Below are 22130 nucleotides of genomic sequence, written 5' to 3' on the forward strand. Positions count from 1 at the left end.
CGGACCTGGATGTGTCGGGCGAACGGTCGTCGGTCGCCTCGGGTGGTTACGCCGGTGGTGTCCGGCCGGTCAGCCCTTGAGGCTGCCGGTGGTCAGGCCGGACATGATGTTGCGCTGGAAGATCAGGAAGATGACGACGGTGGGGATCGCGGCGATGACCGAGGCGGCGATCACCACGTTCATCGGGGTGCCGCCGGCGAAGGCGTAGATGCCGACGCTGACCGTGCGGGTCTCGGGCGACGGCATGACCAGCTTCGGCCAGAGGAAGTCCTTCCAGACCGCCGTCACCGCGAAGATCGAGACCACGCCGAGGATGGGGCGCGACATCGGCAGGATGATCGACCAGAGCGTGCGCAGCGGGGTCGCCCCGTCCACGAAGGCCGCCGCCATGAGGTCCTCCGGGATCGAGTCGAAGAACCGTTTCAACAGGAAGATGTTGAACGCGTTGGCCACCAGGGGCAGCCAGATGGCGAACGGCGAGTCGAGCAGGTTGAGGTGCAGGATCGGCAGGTCGATGACCGTCACGTACTGCGGGACGATGAGGACCATCGCGGGGATCATCAGCGTCGCCAGCATCAGGCCGAGGATCGCGTTGCCGAAGATCGGCCGGAGCTTCGACAGCGAGTACGCCGCCGCCGTGTCCAGGACGAGTTGGAACAGCACCGCGCCGGTCGCGTAGTAGAACGTGTTGAACAGCAGCTTGGCGAGGTCCAGGTTGTTCCACGCGTCGACGTAGTTCTGCGGCTGGGGGTCCTTCGGGTACAGCGACGGCGGGGTCTGCGCGATCTCCTGGCCGGACTTGAGCGCGCCGGTGACCATCCAGTAGAGCGGCCCGATGAAGACGAGCGTGAACGCCACCACGACGACGGCGAGCAGCGTCCAGTAGATGATCCGGCCGCGTCCCCGTTCGAGCTGGGCCTGGGAGATGAGGGTCCGGGTCCCGGAGTCCTGTGCCATTCCTCGTCCGTCCTAGTCCTGTTTCGCGGTCAGCCGCACGTAGACGGCCGAGAAGCCGGCCAGCACGACGAGCATGATCACGCCGAGCGCGGCGGCGCCGTTGAGGTCGTTCTGGAAGAACCCGTGCTGGTAGATGAGGTACGCCACCGACGTGGCCGAGTCGCCCGTGCCCGCGCCGTTGGCGAGGATCAGCGGCTCGATGAAGAGCTGCATGGTGGCGACGATCTGCATCATCGCCAGGAGCGCCAGGATCAGCCGGGTCTGCGGGATGGTGACGTGCCGGATCCGCCGCCATATCCCGGCGCCGTCGAGTTCGGCCGCCTCGTAGAGTTCGCCGGGGATGTTCTGCAGCGCCGCCAGGTAGATCAGCACGGCGCTGCCCATGTTCATCCAGGTCGACGCGAGCACCATGGCCGGCATGGTCATCCCGGGTGACTGCATCCACTCCGAGGTCGGCAGGTGCAGCGCCGCGAGGATCGCGTTGAACAGGCCCGCCTCGCTGGGGTCGTAGGCGTAGAACTTGAAGAGGAAGAGCGCCGACGCGGGCGGCAGCATGACCGGCAGGTAGACCAGGATCCGCAGGTAGCCTCGGGCGTGGCGGAACTCGTTGAGCAGGATGGCCACGAAGAACGGCACCGCGTACCCGAGGACCAGCGCGAGGAACGTGAAGTAGAACGTGTTCTTCCAGGCGGTCCAGAAGCTCGGGTCGGCGATGATGCGGGTGTAGTTGTCCCAGCCCACCCAGGTGGTCTCACCCCTGCGGGTGCGCTGGAAGCTCATCACGATGCCGCGGACCATCGGGTACCAGGAGAAGACGGCGAAGCAGACGAGCGCGCCGATCAGGAACGTGTGCCCGGTGAGGTTGTCCCGTACCTTGCGGCCGAGGCTCGCCCGGCGGCGGCTCGACGGGTACGGCGGCTCGGGGCGACCCGGTTTCCTGGTGGTACCCGGGACGGTGATGATCGCCAAGGCTTCTCCTGCGGACGTCGGTGACCGGACGGGACGGGGCGGGGTGTGGGGGCCGGCGCGCCGGCCCCCACACCGGTCGGCTCAGCTGCCGGCGGCCAGCAGCTGGTTGACCTTTTCTTCGGCCGTCTTGAGCAGCGCGTCGATGTTCGCGTTCGGGTTCGTCAGAACCCCGGACATCGCCGCGTCGAGCACCGCGTAGATCGCCTGGGCGTTGCGGGGCTCGCCCTTGATCGGGACCGGGTTCGCCTCGAAGATCGCAAAGTTCGCCGTGTCGACGTTGGCGTTCGCCTTGCGCAGCTCCAGCTCCTTCTTCTGCGCGTCACTCCCGTTGGCGAACAGCAGCGGCTGGGGCAGACCCACCGGGTAGTTCTGCGGCTTGGCCCGGACGTAGTCGAACTGGCCCTTGCCCGGCATCAACTTCTGGTAGGCGACCCACTTCAGACCGGCCTTGACCTGCTCGGGGGTCAGGCCCTTCTTGAAGAAGTAGCCCTCGCCGCCACCGAGCGTCGCCTTCGCGGCACCGTCCTGGCCGGGAAGCGGGCCCATGGCCCAGTCCTGGAACTTGCCCTGGAACTGGCTGACGATCGCCTGGGTGGCGTCCGGGGCGCCGATGAACATGCCGACCTTGCCTGCGCCGGCGTTGGTCAGCAGGTCACCCCACTGGAGCAGCTGGCGGCTGCCCATGCTGTTGTCGCCGTACCGCATGTCCTTGAGGTTCTGCAGGACCTGCTTGCCCATCGCGTTGTTGAAGTCGGCCTTCTTGCCGTCCTCGGTCAGCACCTGACCGCCCTGGGAGTAGAGCAGGGAGGTGAAGTGCCAGCCGCCGGTGTTGCCGGCGCTGTACTCGGAGTAGCCGGCGATGCCGTTGCCCAGGGCGGAGATCTTCTTGGCCGCCGCCCGGACCTCCGCCCAGGTCTTGGGCGGGTTGTTCACGTCGAGGCCGGCCCGCTGGAACAGCACCTTGTTGTAGACCAGGCCCATCGAGTAGTTCTTCACCGGGACGGCGTAGAGCTTGCCGCCGTCGGTGAAGACCCCCTTGAGCGCCGGGTCGACGCTGTCCCAGGTCGGGATCGTGTCCTTGTTGGCGTACTCCGTGACGTCCATGGCCTGACCGGAGTCCAGCACCTGCTGGAGATCGGTCATGTACCCGTAGAACACGTCGGTCACCGTGCCGCCGGCGAGGCGGGCGGTGAAGTCCGGCGGGTTGTTGCACTGCTCGCCGACGCTGACGCTCTTGATGACGATGTTCGGGTTCTGCCGCTGGAACTCGGCTACGTCGTCGTTCCAGTTCTTCAGCAGCTCTTTCTGGGCGCCGACCGGCTGGCAGTCGACGGTGATGGTGACCTTGCCGCTGGCGTCCTTCGCCGCGTCGTCGCTCTTCGTGGAGCAAGCCGCCAGGCTGAGCCCCAGGCCGGCCACGAGCGCTATCGCCGCAGCCTTCCGGTACTGCGGTACGGACATCTGTCCATCCCTTCGGGGAACGGGTGTATCCATGGCCTTCGCTTGGTTTGCCGTGATCGCCACCGCCCGACGTCGGGGCCGGTGTGAGTGGAGTCACTGTAGCGAGACCGACTCATTGCGGCAAGGTTTCGATCGTGCCGTGAAAGGACACGACTTTGTGACGACAGATGTCGACAGCTTGTCGGTCCCGAGCTCGGCGGGCGACAACGAGAACGGCCGCCGACCGCGGTTCAGCGGTCGACGGCCGGAGCGTCGTCAGAAGGTCAGGCAGGCGGTACGCCGTCGGGCGCGCGCTCGGCACCCGGCGCGATGGTCAGCGACCGGGGGCGGGCGCGGTGGAACCACGCACCACGAGTTCGGGCTCGAACAGCAGCTCGTCGCGCAGCACGCCGGCCCCCTCGATCTGGGTCACCAGCAGGTCCACGGCGGCCTGCCCCATGGTCTCGATGGGCTGCCGGACAGTGGTCAACGGCGGGTCCGTGCAGGTCATGAACGCGGAATCGTCGAAGCCCACCACCGACACGTCGGTGGGCACCGCACGGCCCAGCCGCCGCGCCGCCCGGATGGTGCCCAGGGCCAACACGTCGCTGGCGCAGATGACGCCGGTGACGCCCCGCTCGATCAGCTTGCTCGCCGCGACCCGCGCCCCCTCCATGGAGAAGCTGGAGCGCTCGACGTACGCGGTGTCGTCGGCCCAGCCCGCCGCCTGGATCATCGCGGCCAGCTTCCGCCGGGACGGGACGTGCCCCTCCGGACCGAGCACCATGCCGATGCGCTCGTGCCCGAGCGAGCGCAGGTGCCCGTACGCCTGCTCGACGGCCACCGCGTCGTCGGTGGAGACCCGGGGGAAGCCCAGCTCGTCGACGCCGGCGTTGACCAGCACCACGGGCAGGCCCCGGTCGGTCAGCCGGCGGTAGTGCTCGTGCGTGGCGTCGGCCAGGGCGTACGACCCGCCCGCGAAGATCACGCCGGACACCTGGTGGTCGAGGAGCATCTCGACGTAGTCCGACTCGGACACGCCGCCGATCGTGCGGGCACAGAGCGCCGGGGTGAAGCCTCGTTGCGCGAGGGAGCCGGTCACCACCTCGGCGAGCGCCGGGAAGATCGGGTTCTGCAGCTCGGGCAGGACCAGGCCGACCAGCCGGGCCCGCTCGCCGCGCAGCTTGGTCGGGCGCTCGTAGCCGAGCACGTCGAGCGCGGTGAGCACCGCGGTCCGGGTCGCCTCGGACACGCCCCCGCGCCCGTTGAGCACCCGGCTCACGGTGGCCTCGCTGACGCCCGCCTTGCGGGCCACCTCCGTCAACCGTTTCGTCACGGCCGCAATCCTACGTCGTGTTCTTGCAAGAAATGAACAAGGGCTGGTGGCGGATCCGCCTGGTCCGGGTCGCCGGAGGGCCACGCGGACGGGTCCGGGGTGGCTGCGAGGCCCGGAAAGATTCGAACAAACAGAAGCTTGAATATTGACAAAGGCCCGGAATAACATGAGGCACTTCTCGGCGGGCGCGTCCCAGCCGCGCCGACGCCACCACCGTCTCCCCCGTCCCCCGGTGAAAGTGGGTAGCCCGATGCAGCGGAGCGTGGAAGGCGCGGCGGGCCGGCGCCCGGCCGTGCCGATCGCCAGGATCCTCGCGGTGGCGGCCACCGCCGTCGCGCTGGCCGTACCGTCCGGCAGCGCCGCCCTGGCGGCCGGCCGCACCGGCCCGACGCCGGTGATCACCCGGGCCGGGCTCGACCCGGCGCTGGTCACCGGCCGGGGCGCCAACGTGGACTTCGTCGAGCAGGAGGCCGAGCACGCCCGGACCACCGGCACGGTCATCGGCCCGGACCGCGCCGCCTACACCCTCGCCGGCGAGGCGTCCGGGCGGCGGGCGGTCCGCCTCTCCCCCGGCCAGTACGTCGAGTTCACGCTCCCGCGGGCGGCCAACGCGCTCACCGTCCGGTACAGCATCCCCGACGCCCCCGGCGGCGGCGGGATCACCGCGCCGCTGCGCGTCACCGTCGGCCGCGGACCGGCCCGCACCATGACCCTCACCTCCCAGTACGCCTGGCTCTACAACCAGTACCCGTTCACCAACGACCCCGGCGCCGACCTGCTCCACCCGGACTGGTGGATCACCGAGTGCTCGTGCGTGCCGGCGGCCACCACGCCCGCGCCCACCATCAGCAAGCCGTTCCGGCCACACCACTTCTACGACGAGCAGCGCCTGCTGCTGGGACGCACCCACCGGGCCGGCGAGGTGGTCCGGCTGACCGCGCCGACCGGCACGGCCGCCGCGTGGACGGTGATCGACCTGCTCGACGCGCACCTCGTCGCTCCGCCCCGGGTGCTGCCCCACGCCGTGAACGTGCTGGCCTTCGGCGCCGACCCGACCGGCCGCCGGGAGTCCGCCGACGCGTTCGACCGGGCCGTCGCGTACGCCCGCCGGGCCGACCGCACGCTGTACCTGCCGCCGGGCACCTACCAGGTGAACCGGCACATCACCGTGGACGACGTGACGATCGCGGGCGCCGGCAGCTGGTACACGATCGTCAAGGGCCGCGAGGTCGCCCTGGACACCCCGGCACCCGACGGCTCGGTGCACACCGGCGTCGGCTTCTACGGCCGCGACGCCGCCGACGGCGGCAGCAGCGACGTGCACCTCTCCGGCTTCGCCATCGAGGGCGACGTGCGGGAACGCATCGACACCGACCAGGTCAACGGCATCGGCGGGGCGCTCAACCACTCCACCGTCGACGGCCTCTACCTGCACCACACCAAGGTCGGCCTGTGGTTCGACGGCCCGATGACCGACCTGCGGGTGACCGGCACGGTCATCGCCGACCAGATCGCCGACGGGCTCAACTTCCACACCGGCGTCACGCACTCCTCCATCTCGCACAGCTTCATCCGCAACACCGGCGACGACGCCCTGGCCATGTGGTCGGAGCGGACCAGCAACGCGCACAACACCTTCGACCACAACACCGTGCAGTCCCCCGTGCTGGCCAACGGCATCGCCCTCTACGGCGGCAGCGACCTCACCGTCTCGCACAACCTGATCGCCGACCCGGTCCGCGAGGGCAGCGCCATCCAGATCGGCTCCCGGTTCGGTGCCGAACCCTTCGCCGGCCAGCTCCGGATCACCGGCAACACCACGGTCCGGGCCGGCACGTACGACCTGAACTGGAACATCGGCCTCGGCGCGATCTGGTTCTACGCGCTGGACCGCAGCATCGACGCCGACATCCAGGTGGTCGGCGACCACTACCTCGACAACACCTACAACGCGATCATGCTGGTCAGCGACTGGCCGGTGAAGGACACGGTCTCGATCGACAGCGTCCACTTCCGGGACATCCGGGTCGACGGCACCGGCACCTCGGTGGTGAGCGCCCGCACCGCCGGCTCCGCCTCCTTCGCCGACGTGGACGCGCGCAACGTCGGCGCGGTCGGGGTCAACAACTGCGGGTCGTTCCACTTCACCCCGGCCGGGTCGGAGTTCACCCTCACCGACCTCGGCGGCAACGACGGCGGCTGGCTCGCCCCCTGGCTGCTGCCCAACACCATCACCTGCGACGACCGCCCCCCGGTGGTGCCGCCGCCAGCCCCGACGCCGTGGTGAGCTGATCCCTTCCGGAGCGGCCCGGCGGGCGATCTGCCCGGCGGGCCGCCTCCGTCCGGCCAGGGGCGGCTGATCACCCCGAGCGCTCCACCAGCACCGAGGCGGATCCAGTCGCGCAGCGCCGCCTGCACGGCGAGGGCGAAGCTCCGCACGTTGTCGACCATGATGGTCGAATGACGCCTTGAGCCCGCGGAGGCGGTTGCCCCCGCAGGTCAGCACCATCGAGGTACCGAGGATGAACGGTCGGGGTGATCGGGACCTTGTGCCCTGCATTTCCCGCCCTGGATCGCCGACCCTGAAGCTTGAGCCGGACCGGTCGAAGGAGGACGTGGTGGCGAAGCTGGGGAGCTGGCCGTTGTCCGAGAACGCCGTTCGCGCGATGTACGCGGGAGGCCGCGGCAACGCGGCGGCCCGCCGGTTCGCCCGGGTGTGGGCGGCCGTGCACGGTGCCGGCCTGCTACCCCGGCGCTGGGTGACACTGGAGGTCGCCGGACGCCGCAGCCGACGGCTGACCCGCTTCCCGCTGGGCATGGCCGACTGGCGGGGCGAATGGTATCTGGTATCGATGCTGGGCGAGAACTGCAACTGGGTCCGCAACGTACGGGCGGCCGACGGGCTGGTGACCATCCGGCACGGGCGGGCCCGGGCCTGCCGACTGGTCGAGGTGCCGGTCGACGAGCGCCCACCGATCCTCAAGCGGTACCTGGCGACGGTACCGGGAGCCCGGCCGCACGTCCCCGTCGACCGGCACGCACCCCTGGCCGAGTTCGCGGCCATCGCGGCGCAGTACCCCGCGTTCCGCGTGCAGGCGGCAGGCGAGAAGTCGGACCACCGAGGGTGAAAGGCGGGTCCGCACGATCGGTCTCGGTGCTGTCTGCGTCGCCGCCCTGACCTGGGAGTAGCGCCAGGCCAGGGCCTTGATCGAGGCGTCGTCCGGGACTCGAACCCCGAACCCGCGGATGGTGGGTCAGCTGGTCAGCCAGCGGTGGATGCAGGTGAGGAGGTCTTCCGCATCCACCGGCTTGGTGACGTAGTCGCTGGCGCCCGAGGAGATGCTCTTCTCCCGGTCCCCGTGCATCGCCTTCGCGGTCACCGCGATGATCGGCAGGTCCGCGTAGCGGGGCATGGCGCGGATCGCGGCGGTGGCCGCGTACCCGTCCATCTCGGGCATCATCACGTCCATCAGCACCAGGTCGATGTCGTCGTGCCGCATCAGCGTCTCGATGCCCTTGCGCCCGTTCTCCGCGTAGACCACGTCCATGCCGTGCAGTTCGAGGATGTTGGTCAGGGCGAAGACGTTGCGGGCGTCGTCGTCCACCACGAGCACCTTGCGGCCGGACAGCTCCCGGACCACCGGGCCAGCGACCGGGGTGCGGTCCACGGCCGGCGCCGTGAACGACGGCACCCGCTCCGGGGCGTCCGCCGTCAGGTGCAGCACGATCCGCTCCCGAAGCTCGTCGAGGCTGCCGAGGATCTCCAGCGGGCGGTCCGTGGCCATGCCGTGGAGCAGACTGTCCTGCCCCGCCGCGAGCGGCTGCCCGTGGTACGCGAGCACCGGCAGGCCGCGCAGGCCCGGGTGCTCGTGCAGCGCCCTGAGCAGCGCGGTGCCGCGCTCGTCGCCCGCGTCGAGCTGCACGACGAGCAGGTGGTGGCGGTGCCGGGCGAGCGCGTCGACGGCCGCCTCGACGTCCAGCGCGGTCGACAGCTCGACCGGGCCGCCGATCTCCGCGGCCACCCCGCGCGCCAGCAGGGTGAGCAGCCCCTTCTCGTGCGGTTCGAGCACCAGCACCCGCCGCTGCTGCTGCTCCACCCAGCGCTGGGCGTCCGACTCCAGCGGTGCCGCCGTCAGGGCCGGAGCGCCGGGGCCGGTCTCGGGCAGCGGCGCGGTGGCCGTGGCGGGCAGGTAGAGGGTGAAGGTGCTGCCCTGGCCGAGGACACTTTCCGCGGTGATCTGCCCGCCGAGCAGCCGGGCGATCTCCCGGCTGATGGACAGGCCCAGGCCGGTGCCGCCGTAGCGCCGGCTGGTGGTGCCGTCGGCCTGCTGGAACGCGTCGAAGATGGCGGTCAGGTGCTGCTCGGCGATGCCGATGCCGGTGTCGACCACGCGGAACGCGATGACCGTCTCCGCCGGCGGCATCCCGGCCGGCAGCTCGTCCGGGCGGGCCTGCTCGATGCGCAGCTGCACCCGGCCCTTCTCGGTGAACTTGACCGCGTTGGAGACCAGGTTGCGCAGCACCTGCCGCAGCCGCTGCTCGTCGGTGTGCAGCCGGGCCGGCACGTCCGGGCCGGTGAGCAGCTCCAGCTCCAGCCCGCGCGGCGTGGTGAGCGGGCGGAACGTGGCGTCGACGTAGTCGCGCAGGGTGGACAGCTCGAACGTCTCCGGGTTGATGTCCATCTTGCCGGCCTCGACCTTCGACAGGTCGAGGATGTCGTTGATGAGCTGGAGCAGGTCGGCGCCGGCCGAGTGGATGACGGTGGCGTACTCCACCTGCTTCGGGGTGAGGTTGCGGTTGGGGTTCTGGGCCAGCAGCTGCGCCAGGATGAGCAGCGAGTTCAGCGGCGTACGCAGCTCGTGGCTCATGTTGGCGAGGAATTCCGACTTGTACTTCGAGGCGAGCGCGAGCTGCTGGGCGCGGGCCTCCAGCTCCTGGCGGGCCTGCTCGATCTCGGAGTTCTTCGTCTCGATGTCGTGGTTCTGCCGGGCCAGCAGGGCGGCCTTCTCCTCCAGCTCGGCGTTGGAGCTCTGGAGTTCCTCGGAGCGGGCCTGCAGCTCCTCGGAGCGGGCCTGGAGCTCGGCCGCCAGCCGCTGCGACTCGGTCAGCAGCACGTCGGTGCGGGCGTTGGCGACGATGGTGTTGACGTTGACGCCGATGGTCTCGGTGAGCTGCTCCAGGAAGTCCCGCTGGACGTCGGTGAACCGGCCCATGCTGGCCAGCTCGATGACACCGAGAACCTGGTCCTCGAAGAGGATCGGCAGCACCACCAGGTGCAGCGGCACGGCCGCGCCCAGGCTGGACGAGACGGTGACGTAGTCGGCCGGCACGGCGTCCACCACGATGGCCCGCTTGCTCAGCGCGGCCTGCCCCACCAGGGAGTCGCCGAGGGCGTACCGGCGGCGGGTGGCGTCGTGGCCGTAGCCGCCGACCACCCGCAGGCCCCGGCTGTCAGCGGTGTCGTCGACCAGCAGGAACGTGCCGAGCTGCGCGGAGACCAGCGGGGCCAGCTCGTTCATCACCAGGCCGGCGACCACCTCCAGGTCCCGGTGGCCCTGCATGAGGCCGGAGATCCGGGCCAGGTTGGTCTTGAGCCAGTCCTGTTCCTGGTTTGTCCGGGTGGTCTCGCGCAGCGACTCCACCATGGAGTTGATGTTGTCCTTCAGTTCGGCGACCTCGCCGGAGGCGTCGACCGTGATCGAGCGGGTCAGGTCGCCGGTGGCGACCGCGCTGGTCACCTCGGCGATGGCCCGCACCTGCCGAGTGAGGTTCCCAGCCAGCTCGTTGACGTTCTCGGTGAGCCGCTTCCAGGTGCCGGAGACGCCCTCGACCTCGGCCTGGCCGCCGAGGCGGCCCTCGCTGCCGACCTCCCGGGCCACCCGGGTGACCTCGGCCGCGAAGCTGGAGAGCTGGTCGACCATCGTGTTGATCGTGGTCTTGAGTTCCAGGATCTCGCCGCGGGCGTCCACGTCGATCTTCTTGGTGAGGTCGCCCTGCGCCACCGCGGTGGTGACCTGGGCGATGTTGCGCACCTGGCCGGTGAGGTTGTTCGCCATCGAGTTGACGTTGTCGGTCAGGTCCTTCCAGGTGCCGGCCACGTTCGGCACCCGGGCCTGACCGCCCAGCTGCCCCTCGGTGCCGACCTCGCGGGCCACCCGGGTCACCTCGTCGGCGAACGCGCTCAGCTGGTCCACCATCGTGTTGATGGTCTGGGCGAGCACGGCGACCTCACCCTTGGCCTCGACCGTGATCTGCCGGCTCAGGTCGCCCTGGGCGACCGCGGTGGCGACCAGCGCGATGGAGCGCACCTGGTTGGTCAGGTTGTTCGCCATCTCGTTGACGTTGTCGGTCAGGTCCTTCCAGGTGCCGGCCACATTGGAGACCCGGGCCTGACCGCCGAGCCGGCCCTCGGTGCCCACCTCGCGGGCCACCCGGGTCACCTCGTCGGCGAACGCGGAGAGCTGGTCGACCATCGTGTTGATGGTCTCCTTCAGGGCGAGGATCTCGCCCCGGGCGTCAACCCGGATCTTCTGCGTCAGATCGCCCTTGGCGACCGCGGTGGTGACCTCGGCGATGCTGCGAACCTGGGCGGTGAGGTTGTCCGCCATGACATTCACCGACTCGGTGAGGTCCTTCCAGGTGCCGGAGACGCCCTTGACGTCGGCCTGGCCGCCGAGGCGGCCCTCGGTGCCCACCTCGCGGGCCACCCGGGTCACCTCGTCGGCGAACGACGAGAGCTGGTCCACCATCGTGTTGATCGTGTTCTTCAGCTCCAGGATCTCGCCGTGCGCGGTGACGGTGATCTTCTGGGACAGGTCGCCCCGGGCGACCGCCGTGGCCACCTGGGCGATGCTGCGCACCTGGTCGGTGAGGTTGACGGCCATCGAGTTCACCGAGTCGGTCAGGTCGCGCCAGGTGCCGGCGACGCCGCTGACCTGGGCCTGCCCGCCGAGCCGGCCGTCGGTGCCGACCTCCCGGGCCACCCGGGTCACCTCGTCGGCGAACGACGAGAGCTGGTCCACCATCGTGTTGATGGTGCTCTTGAGCTCCAGGATCTCGCCCCGGGCGTCGACGGTGATCTTCTGGGACAGGTCGCCCCGGGCCACGGCCGTGGTCACCTGGGCGATGTTGCGCACCTGGCTGGTCAGGTTGCCGGCCATGAAGTTCACCGAGTCGGTCAGGTCGCGCCAGGTGCCGGCGACGCCGGGCACCTCGGCCTGGCCGCCCAGGCGGCCCTCGCTGCCGACCTCCCGGGCCACCCGGGTCACCTCGTCGGCGAACGACGAGAGCTGGTCCACCATCGTGTTGATGGTGACCTTCAGCTCCAGGATCTCGCCGCGCACGTCGACGGTGATCTTCTGCGACAGGTCGCCCCGGGCCACCGCCGTGGCCACCTCGGCGATGTCACGCACCTGGTCGGTCAGGTTGCCGGCCATCGCGTTGACCGAATCGGTCAGGTCCTTCCACGTGCCCGAGACGCCCGGCACGTCGGCCTGGCCGCCGAGCTGACCCTCGGTGCCGACCTCCCGGGCCACCCGGGTCACCTCGGAGGTGAACAGCGACAGCTGGTCGACCATGCCGTTGAAGACGGTGGCGATCTCCCCGAGCAGCCCGTCGGCGTCCTCGGGCAGGCGGGTGCCGAAGTCGCCGTCCCGGACCGCGGTGAGACCGGCCAGCAGCTGCCGCAGGCCCGGGTCGGCCACCGGGGCACCGGCCGCCGGGGTCGTTTCGCGTCGCCGCGGGATCGTCTGGTCGACCACCACTACCGCCTCCGGGACAGCCGGGTGCTCCCCGGCAACGATTGCAACCGCGCAAGTATGCACAGACCCGCGCCGGGCACGGTGCACGGGCGAGGCGTGAAAGAGGGAAACGCACCGCCACCGAGGGGAGTCGGTGGCGGTGCGTGAGCCCGGGGCGAGGCGGCAGCGCTCGCGTCGGACCGGGTGGTGAACGGCCGGGCGGCGGACCGCCCGGGACGGATCAGGCCTCGGTGAGCTGGCCCCGCAGCTTGGTCAGCGCGCGGGCGAGCAGCCGGGACACGTGCATCTGGGACACGCCGACCCGGACGGCGATCTCGCTCTGGGTCAGGTTGCCGTAGAAGCGCAGGGTGAGGATCTTCTGCTCACGCTCGTCGAGGGTGGCGAGCGCCGGGCCGAGGGAGGCGCGCAGCTCGGCCAGCTCGTACTCGTTGTCCTCGGTGCCGATGGTGTCGCCCAGCTCGGTGGCGCTGTCGCCGTCACCGATCGGGGTGGAGAGCGAGACGGCGTTGTAGGCGCGGGCGCCCTCCAGGCCCTCGAGCACCTCTTCCTCGGTGACGTCGAGGTGGCTGGCGATGTCGGCGACCGTCGGGGCACGGTTGAGGGTCTGGGTCAGCGTGCTGTTGGCCTCGGAGATGCGCAGCCGCAGCTCCTGGAGGCGGCGCGGGACCCGGATGTTCCAGGTGCGGTCACGGAAGTGCCGCTTGATCTCACCCAGGATGGTCGGGATGGCGAAGCCGGCGAAGTCCACGCCCCGGGAGGCGTCGAACCGGTCCACGGCCTTGATCAGGCCGAGGGCCGCGGTCTGGGCCAGGTCGCCGGCCGGCTCGCCGCGGCCGCTGTAGCGGGCGGCGAGGTGGTTGGCCAGCGGCAGCCACGCCTCGATGACCTGGTTGCGCAGGGCCGGCCGCCCCGGGTGGCCCTCGGGCAGCTCGGCCAGGGCGGCGATCAGCTCGCTGGCCCGGGTCTCCTCGCCGGTCACCGCCGTGCGGTGCACCTCGCCGGTCGTGGTCGGCGCGATGGTCATCGTGGTCATGCTGCCCTTCCTGTCCTGAGGAGAACGGGTGCCTCCCGAGCACCGGTCGTGCCAGTCACCCTAGACCAAAGTCTGCCGTCCGATCAACCGAACGGACGATGGAGATTTCCCTCAGAAGCGGACAAATGCCTGGCGATGCGCCTCACTTGGGCGGTCAGCGGTCCAGCAGCGGCCGGTAGTCGGCGGCGGTGAGTGGGAGCGACGACACGTTCCCGTCGGCCCGGGGCACCTCCAGCGGCTGCCCGTCCCGGCGGAACGCGACGCTGTCCACGTCGGGGCGCTGGGTCAGCGTGCAGACGATCTGCCCGAAGGCGAGGACCTCGTCGTTGCGGCCGGTCTCCTCGCCCGCCTGGCGCACGTCGACGGTCACCACGGCGCCGGCCAGGGTGGCGCCGGCCACCGCGACCGTGCCGGGCAGGGCGGTGGCCAGCCCGCGGCCCCGCTCGGCGCCGTCCGGCCCGGCCAGCAGGTGTTGCAGGTGGGTGTCCACCTCCGGCAGGCCGTCGACCCGGCGGGTGACCGCCGCCAGCCCGTCGCCCCGGACGAAGCACAGCGGCTCGTCCACCCGCCCGTCCGGCTCGGCCGTCGCCGTGCCCGCCGGGGTCGGGAAGCCGCCGGCCGGCGGCCGCACCGGGCGGGGCTCGTCGTCGACCGGCACGCCGCAGCCGCCCAGCAGGGCCGCGGCGACCAGCACCGGGAGCAGCCGCCGGGTCATGCGCCCGCCCCCGGCAGCTCGACCCGGAACCGGGCGCCCGGCTCCCGGTCCACCACGACCGCGTGCCCGCCGTGCGCGGCGGCGTGCTGGGCCACCAGGGCGAGACCGAGGCCGGTGCCGTCGGTGCCGGCCCGGGCGTGCGCGGCCCGGCCACGGACGAAGCGGTCGAAGATGACCTCCCGATCGGTTTCCGGCACGCCCGGTCCCTCGTCGTCGACCTCCAGGACGCCGATCCCGTCGTGCATCCCGAGGCGTACGGCGACCGGGCCGCCGCCGTAGCGCACGGCGTTGTCGAGCAGGTTCAGCAGGATCTGCTCGACCCGGCGCCGGTCGACCCGCCACCGGGCCGGGGTGCCGTCGACCATCTCGACGAGGCTCTCCGGCAGCGCCCGCTCGCGGCAGGCGGCGCGGGCCAGCGCGGCCACGTCGACCGTGTCGCGGTGCGCGGGCTGCTCGGTGCGGGCCAGCTGGATCAGGTCGTCCACGAGGCGCTGGAACCGGGCTACCTCGTCGGCGACCAGTCCCGCAGCGGTCGCGGTCCGCGTGTCCTGGTGCTCCCGGCGGCGGGTCAGCACGCTCGCGGCGGCGGCCAGGGTCTGCAACGGGGAGCGCAGCTCGTGGCTCACGTCGGCGGCGAACCGGCGGTCCCGCTCGATCCGCCGCACCAACTGGTCGACCATGTGGTTGAACGAGGTGGAGAGCCGGGTGAGGTCCGGGTCGGTGGTGGGGTCGAGCCGGGTGGCGAAGTCGCCGGCCGCGATCCGCTCGGCGGCGTCGGCGACCGCGGTGAGCGGCCGGACGCTGTGCCGGGTCGCGTACCAGCCGAGAGCCGCGCCGGCCCCGGCCACCATGATGGCCACCGCGGTCAGCGCCAGCCCGACCACCTGGAAGGTCCCCTCGACCTCACGCAACGAGGTCAGCTCGTAGTAGCCCCGCTCACCGGAGAGCGGGACGCCGACCAGCAGCGTCGGCTGCCCGTCGAGGCGGACCCGCTGCACGGCCGGCTGGCCGTCCGCGACCAGGCGTTGCAGCTCCACCGGAACCGAGCCGGCCCCGACGTCGGCGGTGCGGGCGTACCAGCCGTCGCGCAGGTGCAGCAGCGGGCGGCGGCTGCTGCCGGTGTCCAGCGAGCGCAGCACCGCCACCACGTCCGGGGTCCCGGTGTCCAGCCCGGAGCGGACCACTGCGGCGTCGTAGTAGGCGGCCCGGACGGCCGCGCGCTCCCGCTCGTCGAGCAGCGAGCGGCGGGTCAGGTCGTACGAGAAGAGGGCCATCACGGCGGCGAGCAGCAACGCGCCGACGGCGAACGCGGCGGTGACGCGGGCGCGCAGTCCGAGGCGGGTCATCGCTGGAGCTTGTAGCCGAGGCCGCGGAGGGTGACCAGGTGCCGCGGGTTGGCCGGGTCCGGCTCGATCTTCTGTCGCAGCCGCCCCACGTGCACGTCGACCAGCCGCTCGTCGCCGGTCTCGTACCCCCAGACCCGGCGCAGCAGCTGCTGCCGGGACAGCACCCGGCCGGCGTGTTCGGCCAGCTCGCAGAGCAGCCGGAACTCGGTGCGGGTGACCGCGACGGGCCGGCCCGCGCGGCGGACCTCGCCGGCCTCGGCGCTGATCTCCAGGTCGCCGAAGACCTGGGCCGGGACGGCGTCCGTCACGACCCGGCCGCGCCGGCGCAGGGCCCGCAGCCGGGCGGACAGCTCCTTGATCGCCACGGGCTTGACCACGTAGTCGTCGGCGCCGGCCTCGAGCGCGGCCACGATGTCGTGGGTGTCGTCGCGGGCGCTGACCACCACGATCGGGACGTCGTCGTCGCGGCGCAGCCGGCGGATGCACTCGAACCCGTCGAGGCCGGGCAGCATGAGGTCGACCAGCACGTGGTCGGCCGGGTCCTCGCGCTGCCGGCGCAGCCCCTCCTCCGCGGTGGCCGCCCCGGACGCGGAATAGCCCTCCTCCTCCAGGGCGAGCAGCAGCGCGAGCCGGATGCGGTCGTCGTCCTCGATCACCAGTACGGCCGTCATATGCGCATCATGACGGCCCGCCCCCGGGCCGCCCAACCGCGTCAGCCGTTCCCAGCTTTTGTCATGGAACTGTCACACAACCGCGCGGCGCCCTCCACGGTCGGTGCGCAGGGTGGGAGCCGGACCGGACAGTCGCGGGCGGCGAGGGAGGAACCGTGAACGGCAGCACGCTGGTCGGGGCGCTCGTCGTCGGGCTCGCCGTCGGCACGGTGGGTCGCCTGGTCGTGCCCGGACGCACGGCCGCGCCGGTGTGGCTGACCCTCGCGCTCGGGGTGGCCGCCGCGCTGCTCGGCGCGATCGTCGTGGGCCTGGTGGACGCCGGTCCCGGCGGGCCGGCGGTGTGGCCGCTGGTCGTGCAGTCCGGGTTCGCCGCCGTCGCGGTCGTCCTCGCGGCGCTGGCCGCCGGGCGTCCGGCGCCCGGAAGGGAACCGCCGCCCCGACCGGGCGCGCGGCGGAAGGAGGGATTGTGACGGTCGTACCCGCGGAGCACCTGATGCTGCTCATCTGCGACGGCTGTGGTGACAGCGTCACGGGCACCGGCTGCATCCTGCCGGACGCCGAGGTGGTCTGGACGCTGGTGTTCGAGAACGGCTGGGTCGGCTCGCCCTTCGCGTCCGGGCCGCACCACTGCCCCCGGTGCGGCGCGCGGGCCACCCTGCACGGCGGCGGCCTCGGCGTCGACGACCTCGACGAGGTGGGTGGGGCGCCGGCCGTCCCCGACGCCGACTCCGCCGATCGGGTACGCCGGGCGCTGGCGGAGGCCGCCACAGTGGGCGACCGGGTGCTTGTCGACCTCACCGAGGTCGAGGTGATCGACTCGGCCGGGCTCGGGCTGCTGGTCCGTGCCCACCAGGAGACCCGGCGCGACGGGCGACGGCTGTGCCTGGTGGCGCCGTCCCGGTTCGTGCGTACCGTGTTGCACACGATGCGGCTGGACGGGGTCTTCGCGGTCGTCGACAACCGGGCCCGGGCGCTGGGCGCGCCGGTCGGTCCGGCGCGGCGCCGTCCCGTGGCGCCGGTGGAGAGCCGCGAACGAGCCGAAGGAGCCCGCAGCTCGTGATGTCCTGGCCGTACCCCGATTTCCCGTTCGCCGGCGACGGGCCCCCGCCCGACGGCGCGGACGTGCGGCTCGCCGCCCTGGTGGCGCAGCGGTTGAGCATCGACTGGACCACCCGGCGCCAGCAGATCACGGTCACGGTGCAGAACCGGGTGGTGATCCTGGCCGGGGTGGTGACCGATCCGGAGACCCGGCGGGCGGCCGGCGAGCTGGCCTGGGACGTCTCCGGGGTGTTCGACGTCTGCAACGCGCTGCGGCTGCGCTCCCGGTGGCGCCGCGGCCGCTGACCGACTCGGGGAACTTCATGCGCAACCGCATCCGCACCCCGGACAACTTCCCCACGTCCTGACCGGCGCGACCGGCGGCGGCGCTCCCTCAGGGGGCCGCCGCCGGTCAGTCCGCCAGGAGGCCGGCGCGGCGCCAGAGCAGCCGGCCCGGACCGGCGATCAGGCCCAGCTCGGTGAGGTGCTCGGCGATGCGCTGCGCCGACCAGCGCAGCGTGGCCCGCCAGTGCGGGTTCGCCCGGGCCGCGGCCACCGCGTCCGCCGGCGGGATGCCGACGGCCGCGTACGCCCGCGGATTGACCAGGCGGCGGGTGATCGAGTACGCGGCCCGCCCGATCACCAGCCGCGCGTAGCCCAGGGCGACCGGGCCGGCGGCCTCGACCTGACGGGCCAGCTCGTCCCGGGCGAAACGCACGTGCCGGGCCTCCTCCACGACGTGGATCCGGGACACCATCCGGATCAGCGGCTGGATCGACTCGTCGGCCATGGCCTCCCGCTGGAACGCGTCGAGCATCTCCTCGGCGATGAGGATGGCCGCGTACATCTGCGGGCCGGTGGCGGTGGCCTTGAGCCAGCGCCCGAGCAGGTGGTCGACCGGGTCGGCCCGGTAGACCGGGCAGTCGAGGGCCTCGATGAGCCGACCGAACATGATGGAGTGCCGGCACTCGTCGGCGACCTCGGTGAGCGCGTACTGGGCGTGCCGGCTGGTGGGGTCGGCGTCGTAGTAGTGCCGGATGAGCATCTGCATGAGGATCGTCTCGAACCACAGCCCGGCGCTGGCCACACTGGCCACCTCGTGCCTGGTCAGCGCGATCCGCTGCTCCTCGGTCATCCCCTCCCACAGGGCGGTGCCGTAGAGGCTGCTGCGCTGCGGCGGCATCCAGTACGCCCCGGGGACGTGCGGCGCCGACCAGTCGATGTCGACCACGGGGTCGTAGCTCGTACGCACCGAGGCGGCGAGCAGGCGGGTGGCCACCGCCTCGCGCGGGAATCCGGCCGGCGTCCCCTCCATGACCCCTCCTGGTTGACGTAACTTCGAGTAACTGTTACGAGTGGTAGCATGCGACGCACCTCCACCGATGTCAATGGCCCGGCCACACCGCCGGAGCCGGCCACACCCGCGCGCACCGGCCGGCGCGACCGCTGGGCCGACCACCGCGAGCAGCGGCGGCAGGAGCTGATCGGAGCCGCCGTGCAGGCGCTGCTGCGGCACGGGCCGACCGTCGACATGGATCAGGTGGCCGCCACGGCCGGGGTCAGCAAGCCGGTGCTCTACCGCTACTTCGCCGACAAGGCGCAGCTCTGGTTGGCCGTCAGCGAGGTGGTGGCGGCCCGGGTCGTCGACGCCGTGGCCCCCGCCGTCGAGCGGGTCCGCGAGGAGCGCGCGCTGGTCGAGGCCACCATCGACGCCTACCTGAGCATCATCGAGTCCGAGCCGACGCTCTACCGGTTCCTGCTGCACGAGGCCGGGCATCCCGGCATCCAGCAGGTGGTGAGCGGCACGAGCCGGCAGGTGGCCACCGGCCTGGCCCGGGTCATCGGCGACCGGTTGCGCGCGCTCGGGCTCGACGCCGGCCCCGCCGAACCCTGGGCGTACGGGCTGGTCGGGTTCGTGCAGGCGGTCGGCGACTGGTGGGCCACGCACGGCCAGCCGATCCGCCGGGCCGCGCTCACCGACTACCTGACCACCCTGCTCTGGAGCGGCATCGAGGGCGTCCGGCGCGGCGCCGACCTGCCCCACGAGCTGACCCGCGCGCACGAACGGATCGAGCGGTGAGCTGGCAGGGTCCGGCGGAGATCGCCGGCACCACGGTCCGGCTGCACGCCAGCGGGCGCTGGGAGCCGGTCGACGGGCGCTACCACTGGGCCGGGCGGATCGAGCCGGAGCCCCGCATGCTGCGGCTGCTCCGGTCCGGCCGGCGCGACGTCGAGGTCCGGGTCGGCGAGCGGGTCGCCCGGGGCCGGCTCGCCGAGGCCGACCCGTGGGGCGGGGTGCGGATCACCGGCGTGGGCGTCCCGCCGTGGCCGCCCGACTCCGACAAGGACTGAACCGCCGCGCGACGCGGGCCAGGAGCGACCCCCGCCCGGCGTACCGTGGGTCGGATGACGCCGACCGCCACCGTCCTGCTGGTGTTCGGACGCGGGGTGGTCGCGGGCGACGCCGGCTACCGGCTCAGCGCCGGGAGCGCCGCCCGGGCCGGCGCGGCCATCGGGTACGTCCGCGCGCACGCCGCCGAGTTCCGGCGGGCCGCCGGGGCGCGGGTGGTGTTCACCGGCGGCTGGCCGCACGGCCCCGCCGGGGCGCCGGGCCCGCCCGCCGGGTACCGGGAGGCCGAGCTGATGCTCGCCCTGGCCCGCGCCGCCGGGATCGACGGATACGCCCGGCTGCACGCCGAGACGCGATCCCGGACCACCCTGCAGAACCTGGCGCACACCGTTCAGGACGGACTGCTCGCCGGCGAGGTCTTCACCCCGGCCCGGCCGCTCGGGCTGGTCTCCCACCCGTGGCACCTGCCCCGGATCCGGTTCCTCGCCGGCAAGGTGCTCGGGCTGTCCGGCGCGGCGCTGCTGGACGTGCCGGTGGCCGGGCCCGACCCGGTGCCCGCCGGCCGCGAGCGGGTGGCCCGGGCCGCCAGCCGCGTCTGCTATCTGGGCCTGCGCAGCCCGGAGGCCCTGCTGCGGCGGGAACGCGGCCTGGCCCGCTCCGCGCAGCGCGTCGCGGACCTGTTCGGCCGCTGACGGGAGGGATTCGCCGACCGGCGTCACGGGTAAGGACGGTCGTCGATCGGCCCCGACGGCGGGGCCGGCGGGCGACGGGTCCACCCGGGAGGTTCCGTGATCGTGCTGGTGCCGGTGTACCGACCCGGGGACCGCCTGCCGCGGCTCGTCGTCGACCTGGCCGCCGCGCTGCCCGCGGCGCACGTGGTGGTCGTCGACGACGGCAGCGGCCCGACCGCGGCCGGAGCGCTCGCGGCCGCCCGCGACCGGGGCGCCACCGTGCTGGAGCGCCGCGTCAACCGGGGCAAGGGCATCGTGCTGAAGACCGGCTTCCGCTACGTCGCCGGCCATCACCCGGGTCGCGACGTGGTGTGCGTGGACGCCGACGGGCAGCACCTGATCCCCGACGTCGTCCGGGTCGCCGACCGGATGCGCGACACCGGCGCGTTGGCACTGGGCGTGCGCCGGTTCGACGGCGAGGTGCCGCTGCGCAGCCGGTTCGGCAACGTGGCGACCCGGGCCGCGTTCCGCCTGGCCACCGGCGTCCCCGTGCGGGACACCCAGACCGGGCTGCGGGCGTACCCGGCCGGGCTGCTCGGCTGGCTGCGGACCGTCCCCGGCGAGCGGTTCGAGTACGAGATGAACGTGCTGCTGCACGCGGCCCGGGCCGGACTGCCGATCGAACAGGTCCCGATCGCCACCCGCTACCAGGCCGGCAACGCCTCGTCGCACTTCTCCTCGCTGACCGACTCGGCCCGGATCTACGGGCCGCTGGTGCGGTTCGCCGCCGCCCGGCTGCTCGGGCCGGACCGGCGCGGCGGCGGGGTGACGCCGGCCGAGGTCACGTCGTCTCGTCCCAGACCTGCGACTCGAACTCCCTGAGCTGTTGCCGCATCTCCTGCGGCCAGGCCGTCCGGAAGGAATGGTGGTCGGCCGGGATCACCCGGACCATCTCCTCGACCATCTCCCGCGGGTCGCGCTGGTGCTCCAGAAAGTCGGCGAAGTCGGGCCGGTCCAGCAGGGCGGTCGAGGAGTCCCACCACTGGGACATCGCCTCGACGCCGGTGTCGTTGTAGCCGGTCCGGTAGGGGCCGGGGTTGATGACGGCCACCCGGACGCCGCGCGGTTCCAGCTCGCCCTTCATGGCCCAGGCCAGCGCCTCGATGGCGTGCTTGGTGGCGGCGTAGACGCCGATGAACGGCCGGGTCCGGATGCCGACCGCGGAGGACACCCAGACGACCTTGCCGGCTCCCCGCGCCAGCATCGGCGGCACGAGGTCCTGCACGAGCTGGACGTGCGCGAAGACGTTCACCTCGAAGGACCGGCGGATCCGGTCCATCGGGATCTCCACCACCGCCCCGGCCTCCTGGACGCCGGCGTTGAGCACCAGGATGTCCGCGCGGTGCCGCCGGGCGGCGGCGCGGTCGGCCGGGTCCGTCACGTCCAGCTTGATCACGTCGAGGGTCACCCCGGTGCGCTCGGCCTCGGCGCGCAGGTCGCGCACCTGCGGCCAGATCTCGGCGCCGGCGATCACGTGGTGGCCGGCCCGGGCCAGGCCGAGGGCGGCACCCCGGCCGAGGCCGCTGCCGGCCCCGGTGATGAGGATGTCGGCCACCTCGGTCAACCCTGCCGGGCCTTCTGCCGGGGATCCGCCTTGTTGAGCACGAACACCTTGCCTCGGCGGCGTACCACGATCGAGTTGGCCTTGCGCTTGAGCGCGCGCAGGGAGCTTCGGACCTTCATCCCGTTCCTCCGTTCCCGCTGGTTTCCCCGTTCGGGGTCGGGTACCCGCAGGGGCCACCGTCATGCGCGGGAAACCGGGGGCGGCAGGCTGCCCTGCCACC

21 protein-coding genes are annotated in these 22130 nt (G+C 72.3%); 9 read left to right on the top strand and 12 right to left on the bottom strand.

The genetic code is table 11. From position 1 onward, the window contains the following. Positions 1-69: 69 nt before the first annotated feature. The 4 genes from NFX44_RS25100 to NFX44_RS25115 form a co-directional block, all read right to left on the bottom strand. Complete coding sequence (locus tag NFX44_RS25100) at positions 70-957, bottom strand: carbohydrate ABC transporter permease (protein WP_262286059.1); 888 nt, start codon at positions 955-957, stop codon at positions 70-72. Between the two features lie 12 nt (positions 958-969). Beyond that, on the bottom strand, positions 970-1926 hold the full coding sequence (locus tag NFX44_RS25105) for a carbohydrate ABC transporter permease (protein ID WP_262286060.1): 957 nt from the start codon (positions 1924-1926) through the stop codon (positions 970-972). Positions 1927-2007: 81 nt separating this feature from the next. After that, entirely contained in the window at positions 2008-3387 is a 1380-nt protein-coding gene (locus NFX44_RS25110) for an ABC transporter substrate-binding protein (RefSeq protein WP_262286061.1), read from the bottom strand. Positions 3388-3700: 313 nt separating this feature from the next. Then, positions 3701-4702, bottom strand: coding sequence for a LacI family DNA-binding transcriptional regulator (locus tag NFX44_RS25115; protein WP_369015347.1), 1002 nt, complete (start codon positions 4700-4702; stop codon positions 3701-3703). 250 nt (positions 4703-4952) lie between these two features. Between NFX44_RS25115 and NFX44_RS25120 the strand changes: the two genes are divergently transcribed. After that, the gene (locus tag NFX44_RS25120; protein ID WP_262286063.1) at positions 4953-6989 is read left to right on the top strand and encodes a glycosyl hydrolase family 28-related protein; all 2037 of its coding nucleotides are present in this window, start codon (positions 4953-4955) and stop codon (positions 6987-6989) included. Between the two features lie 331 nt (positions 6990-7320). Next, entirely contained in the window at positions 7321-7830 is a 510-nt protein-coding gene (locus NFX44_RS25125; protein WP_262286064.1) for a nitroreductase/quinone reductase family protein, read from the top strand. Between the two features lie 126 nt (positions 7831-7956). Here NFX44_RS25125 and NFX44_RS25130 read toward each other — a convergent pair whose 3' ends face one another. The 5 genes from NFX44_RS25130 to NFX44_RS25150 form a co-directional block, all read right to left on the bottom strand. Beyond that, positions 7957-12462: a HAMP domain-containing protein gene (locus NFX44_RS25130; protein WP_262286065.1), complete on the bottom strand. Its 4506-nt coding sequence runs from the start codon at positions 12460-12462 to the stop codon at positions 7957-7959. A gap of 220 nt (positions 12463-12682) precedes the next feature. Next, positions 12683-13495: a SigB/SigF/SigG family RNA polymerase sigma factor gene (locus NFX44_RS25135; RefSeq protein ID WP_262286066.1), complete on the bottom strand. Its 813-nt coding sequence runs from the start codon at positions 13493-13495 to the stop codon at positions 12683-12685. A gap of 154 nt (positions 13496-13649) precedes the next feature. Next, positions 13650-14210 carry a GerMN domain-containing protein gene (locus tag NFX44_RS25140; RefSeq protein ID WP_262286067.1) on the bottom strand — a complete coding sequence of 187 codons (561 nt, stop codon included), beginning with the start codon at positions 14208-14210 and terminating at the stop codon, positions 13650-13652. Continuing rightward, positions 14207-15556, bottom strand: a complete 1350-nt coding sequence (locus NFX44_RS25145; RefSeq protein WP_262286068.1) for a cell wall metabolism sensor histidine kinase WalK — start codon at positions 15554-15556, stop codon at positions 14207-14209. The genes NFX44_RS25140 and NFX44_RS25145 overlap by 4 nt, the downstream gene beginning before the upstream one ends. Next, positions 15553-16227: a response regulator transcription factor gene (locus NFX44_RS25150; RefSeq protein WP_262286069.1), complete on the bottom strand. Its 675-nt coding sequence runs from the start codon at positions 16225-16227 to the stop codon at positions 15553-15555. The genes NFX44_RS25145 and NFX44_RS25150 overlap by 4 nt, the downstream gene beginning before the upstream one ends. Positions 16228-16382: 155 nt before the next feature. Here NFX44_RS25150 and NFX44_RS25155 point away from each other — a divergent pair, with 155 nt between their 5' ends. Genes NFX44_RS25155 through NFX44_RS25165 form a run of 3 tightly spaced genes read left to right on the top strand, consistent with a single transcriptional unit; the run spans position 16383 to position 17571 of the window. Next, positions 16383-16697, top strand: a complete 315-nt coding sequence (locus NFX44_RS25155) for a hypothetical protein (protein WP_262286070.1) — start codon at positions 16383-16385, stop codon at positions 16695-16697. After that, positions 16694-17287 (top strand): STAS domain-containing protein, encoded by a 594-nt coding sequence (locus tag NFX44_RS25160; protein WP_262286071.1) that lies wholly within the window; start codon positions 16694-16696, stop codon positions 17285-17287. The genes NFX44_RS25155 and NFX44_RS25160 overlap by 4 nt, the downstream gene beginning before the upstream one ends. Continuing rightward, complete coding sequence (locus tag NFX44_RS25165) at positions 17287-17571, top strand: BON domain-containing protein (RefSeq protein WP_262286072.1); 285 nt, start codon at positions 17287-17289, stop codon at positions 17569-17571. Before NFX44_RS25160 ends, NFX44_RS25165 begins: the two co-directional genes overlap by 1 nt. Positions 17572-17677: 106 nt before the next feature. On the opposite strand, the gene NFX44_RS25170 is transcribed toward NFX44_RS25165, so the two are convergent. Beyond that, positions 17678-18580: a diiron oxygenase gene (locus tag NFX44_RS25170; protein WP_262286073.1), complete on the bottom strand. Its 903-nt coding sequence runs from the start codon at positions 18578-18580 to the stop codon at positions 17678-17680. A gap of 48 nt (positions 18581-18628) precedes the next feature. Between NFX44_RS25170 and NFX44_RS25175 the strand changes: the two genes are divergently transcribed. The 4 genes from NFX44_RS25175 (at position 18629) to NFX44_RS25190 (ending at position 21168) form a co-directional block, all read left to right on the top strand. Then, positions 18629-19345, top strand: coding sequence for a TetR/AcrR family transcriptional regulator (locus NFX44_RS25175; protein WP_262286074.1), 717 nt, complete (start codon positions 18629-18631; stop codon positions 19343-19345). After that, positions 19342-19617, top strand: coding sequence for a DUF4873 domain-containing protein (locus tag NFX44_RS25180; RefSeq protein ID WP_262286075.1), 276 nt, complete (start codon positions 19342-19344; stop codon positions 19615-19617). The genes NFX44_RS25175 and NFX44_RS25180 overlap by 4 nt, the downstream gene beginning before the upstream one ends. 54 nt (positions 19618-19671) lie before the next feature. Then, positions 19672-20307, top strand: coding sequence for a YdcF family protein (locus tag NFX44_RS25185; protein ID WP_262286076.1), 636 nt, complete (start codon positions 19672-19674; stop codon positions 20305-20307). Positions 20308-20403: 96 nt separating this feature from the next. Continuing rightward, the gene (locus NFX44_RS25190) at positions 20404-21168 is read left to right on the top strand and encodes a glycosyltransferase family 2 protein (protein WP_262286077.1); all 765 of its coding nucleotides are present in this window, start codon (positions 20404-20406) and stop codon (positions 21166-21168) included. On the opposite strand, the gene NFX44_RS25195 is transcribed toward NFX44_RS25190, so the two are convergent. After that, on the bottom strand, positions 21128-21901 hold the full coding sequence (locus NFX44_RS25195; protein WP_262286078.1) for an SDR family oxidoreductase: 774 nt from the start codon (positions 21899-21901) through the stop codon (positions 21128-21130). The genes NFX44_RS25190 and NFX44_RS25195 overlap by 41 nt on opposite strands. Positions 21902-21906: 5 nt before the next feature. Next, entirely contained in the window at positions 21907-22029 is a 123-nt protein-coding gene (locus NFX44_RS25200) for a 50S ribosomal protein L36 (RefSeq protein WP_091265774.1), read from the bottom strand. Positions 22030-22130: the final 101 nt, after the last annotated feature.

Origin of the sequence: Micromonospora sp. MA102, assembly GCF_025460765.1 — a bacterium.
Taxonomy (GTDB): Bacteria; Actinomycetota; Actinomycetes; order Mycobacteriales; family Micromonosporaceae; genus Micromonospora; species Micromonospora halotolerans.

Excerpts from the sequence above, each read along its gene's own strand:
- NFX44_RS25185 (WP_262286076.1), top strand. The coding sequence starts at position 19,672 with ATGACGCCGACCGCCACCGTCCTGCTGGTGTTCGGACGCGGGGTGGTC.
- NFX44_RS25135 (WP_262286066.1), bottom strand. The coding sequence starts at position 13,495 with ATGACCACGATGACCATCGCGCCGACCACGACCGGCGAGGTGCACCGC.
- NFX44_RS25110 (WP_262286061.1), bottom strand. The coding sequence starts at position 3,387 with ATGTCCGTACCGCAGTACCGGAAGGCTGCGGCGATAGCGCTCGTGGCC.
- NFX44_RS25165 (WP_262286072.1), top strand. The coding sequence starts at position 17,287 with ATGTCCTGGCCGTACCCCGATTTCCCGTTCGCCGGCGACGGGCCCCCG.
- NFX44_RS25170 (WP_262286073.1), bottom strand. The coding sequence starts at position 18,580 with ATGGAGGGGACGCCGGCCGGATTCCCGCGCGAGGCGGTGGCCACCCGC.
- NFX44_RS25200 (WP_091265774.1), bottom strand. The coding sequence starts at position 22,029 with ATGAAGGTCCGAAGCTCCCTGCGCGCGCTCAAGCGCAAGGCCAACTCG.
- NFX44_RS25100 (WP_262286059.1), bottom strand. The coding sequence starts at position 957 with ATGGCACAGGACTCCGGGACCCGGACCCTCATCTCCCAGGCCCAGCTC.
- NFX44_RS25150 (WP_262286069.1), bottom strand. The coding sequence starts at position 16,227 with ATGACGGCCGTACTGGTGATCGAGGACGACGACCGCATCCGGCTCGCG.
- NFX44_RS25175 (WP_262286074.1), top strand. The coding sequence starts at position 18,629 with ATGCGACGCACCTCCACCGATGTCAATGGCCCGGCCACACCGCCGGAG.
- NFX44_RS25120 (WP_262286063.1), top strand. The coding sequence starts at position 4,953 with ATGCAGCGGAGCGTGGAAGGCGCGGCGGGCCGGCGCCCGGCCGTGCCG.
- NFX44_RS25145 (WP_262286068.1), bottom strand. The coding sequence starts at position 15,556 with ATGACCCGCCTCGGACTGCGCGCCCGCGTCACCGCCGCGTTCGCCGTC.
- NFX44_RS25140 (WP_262286067.1), bottom strand. The coding sequence starts at position 14,210 with ATGACCCGGCGGCTGCTCCCGGTGCTGGTCGCCGCGGCCCTGCTGGGC.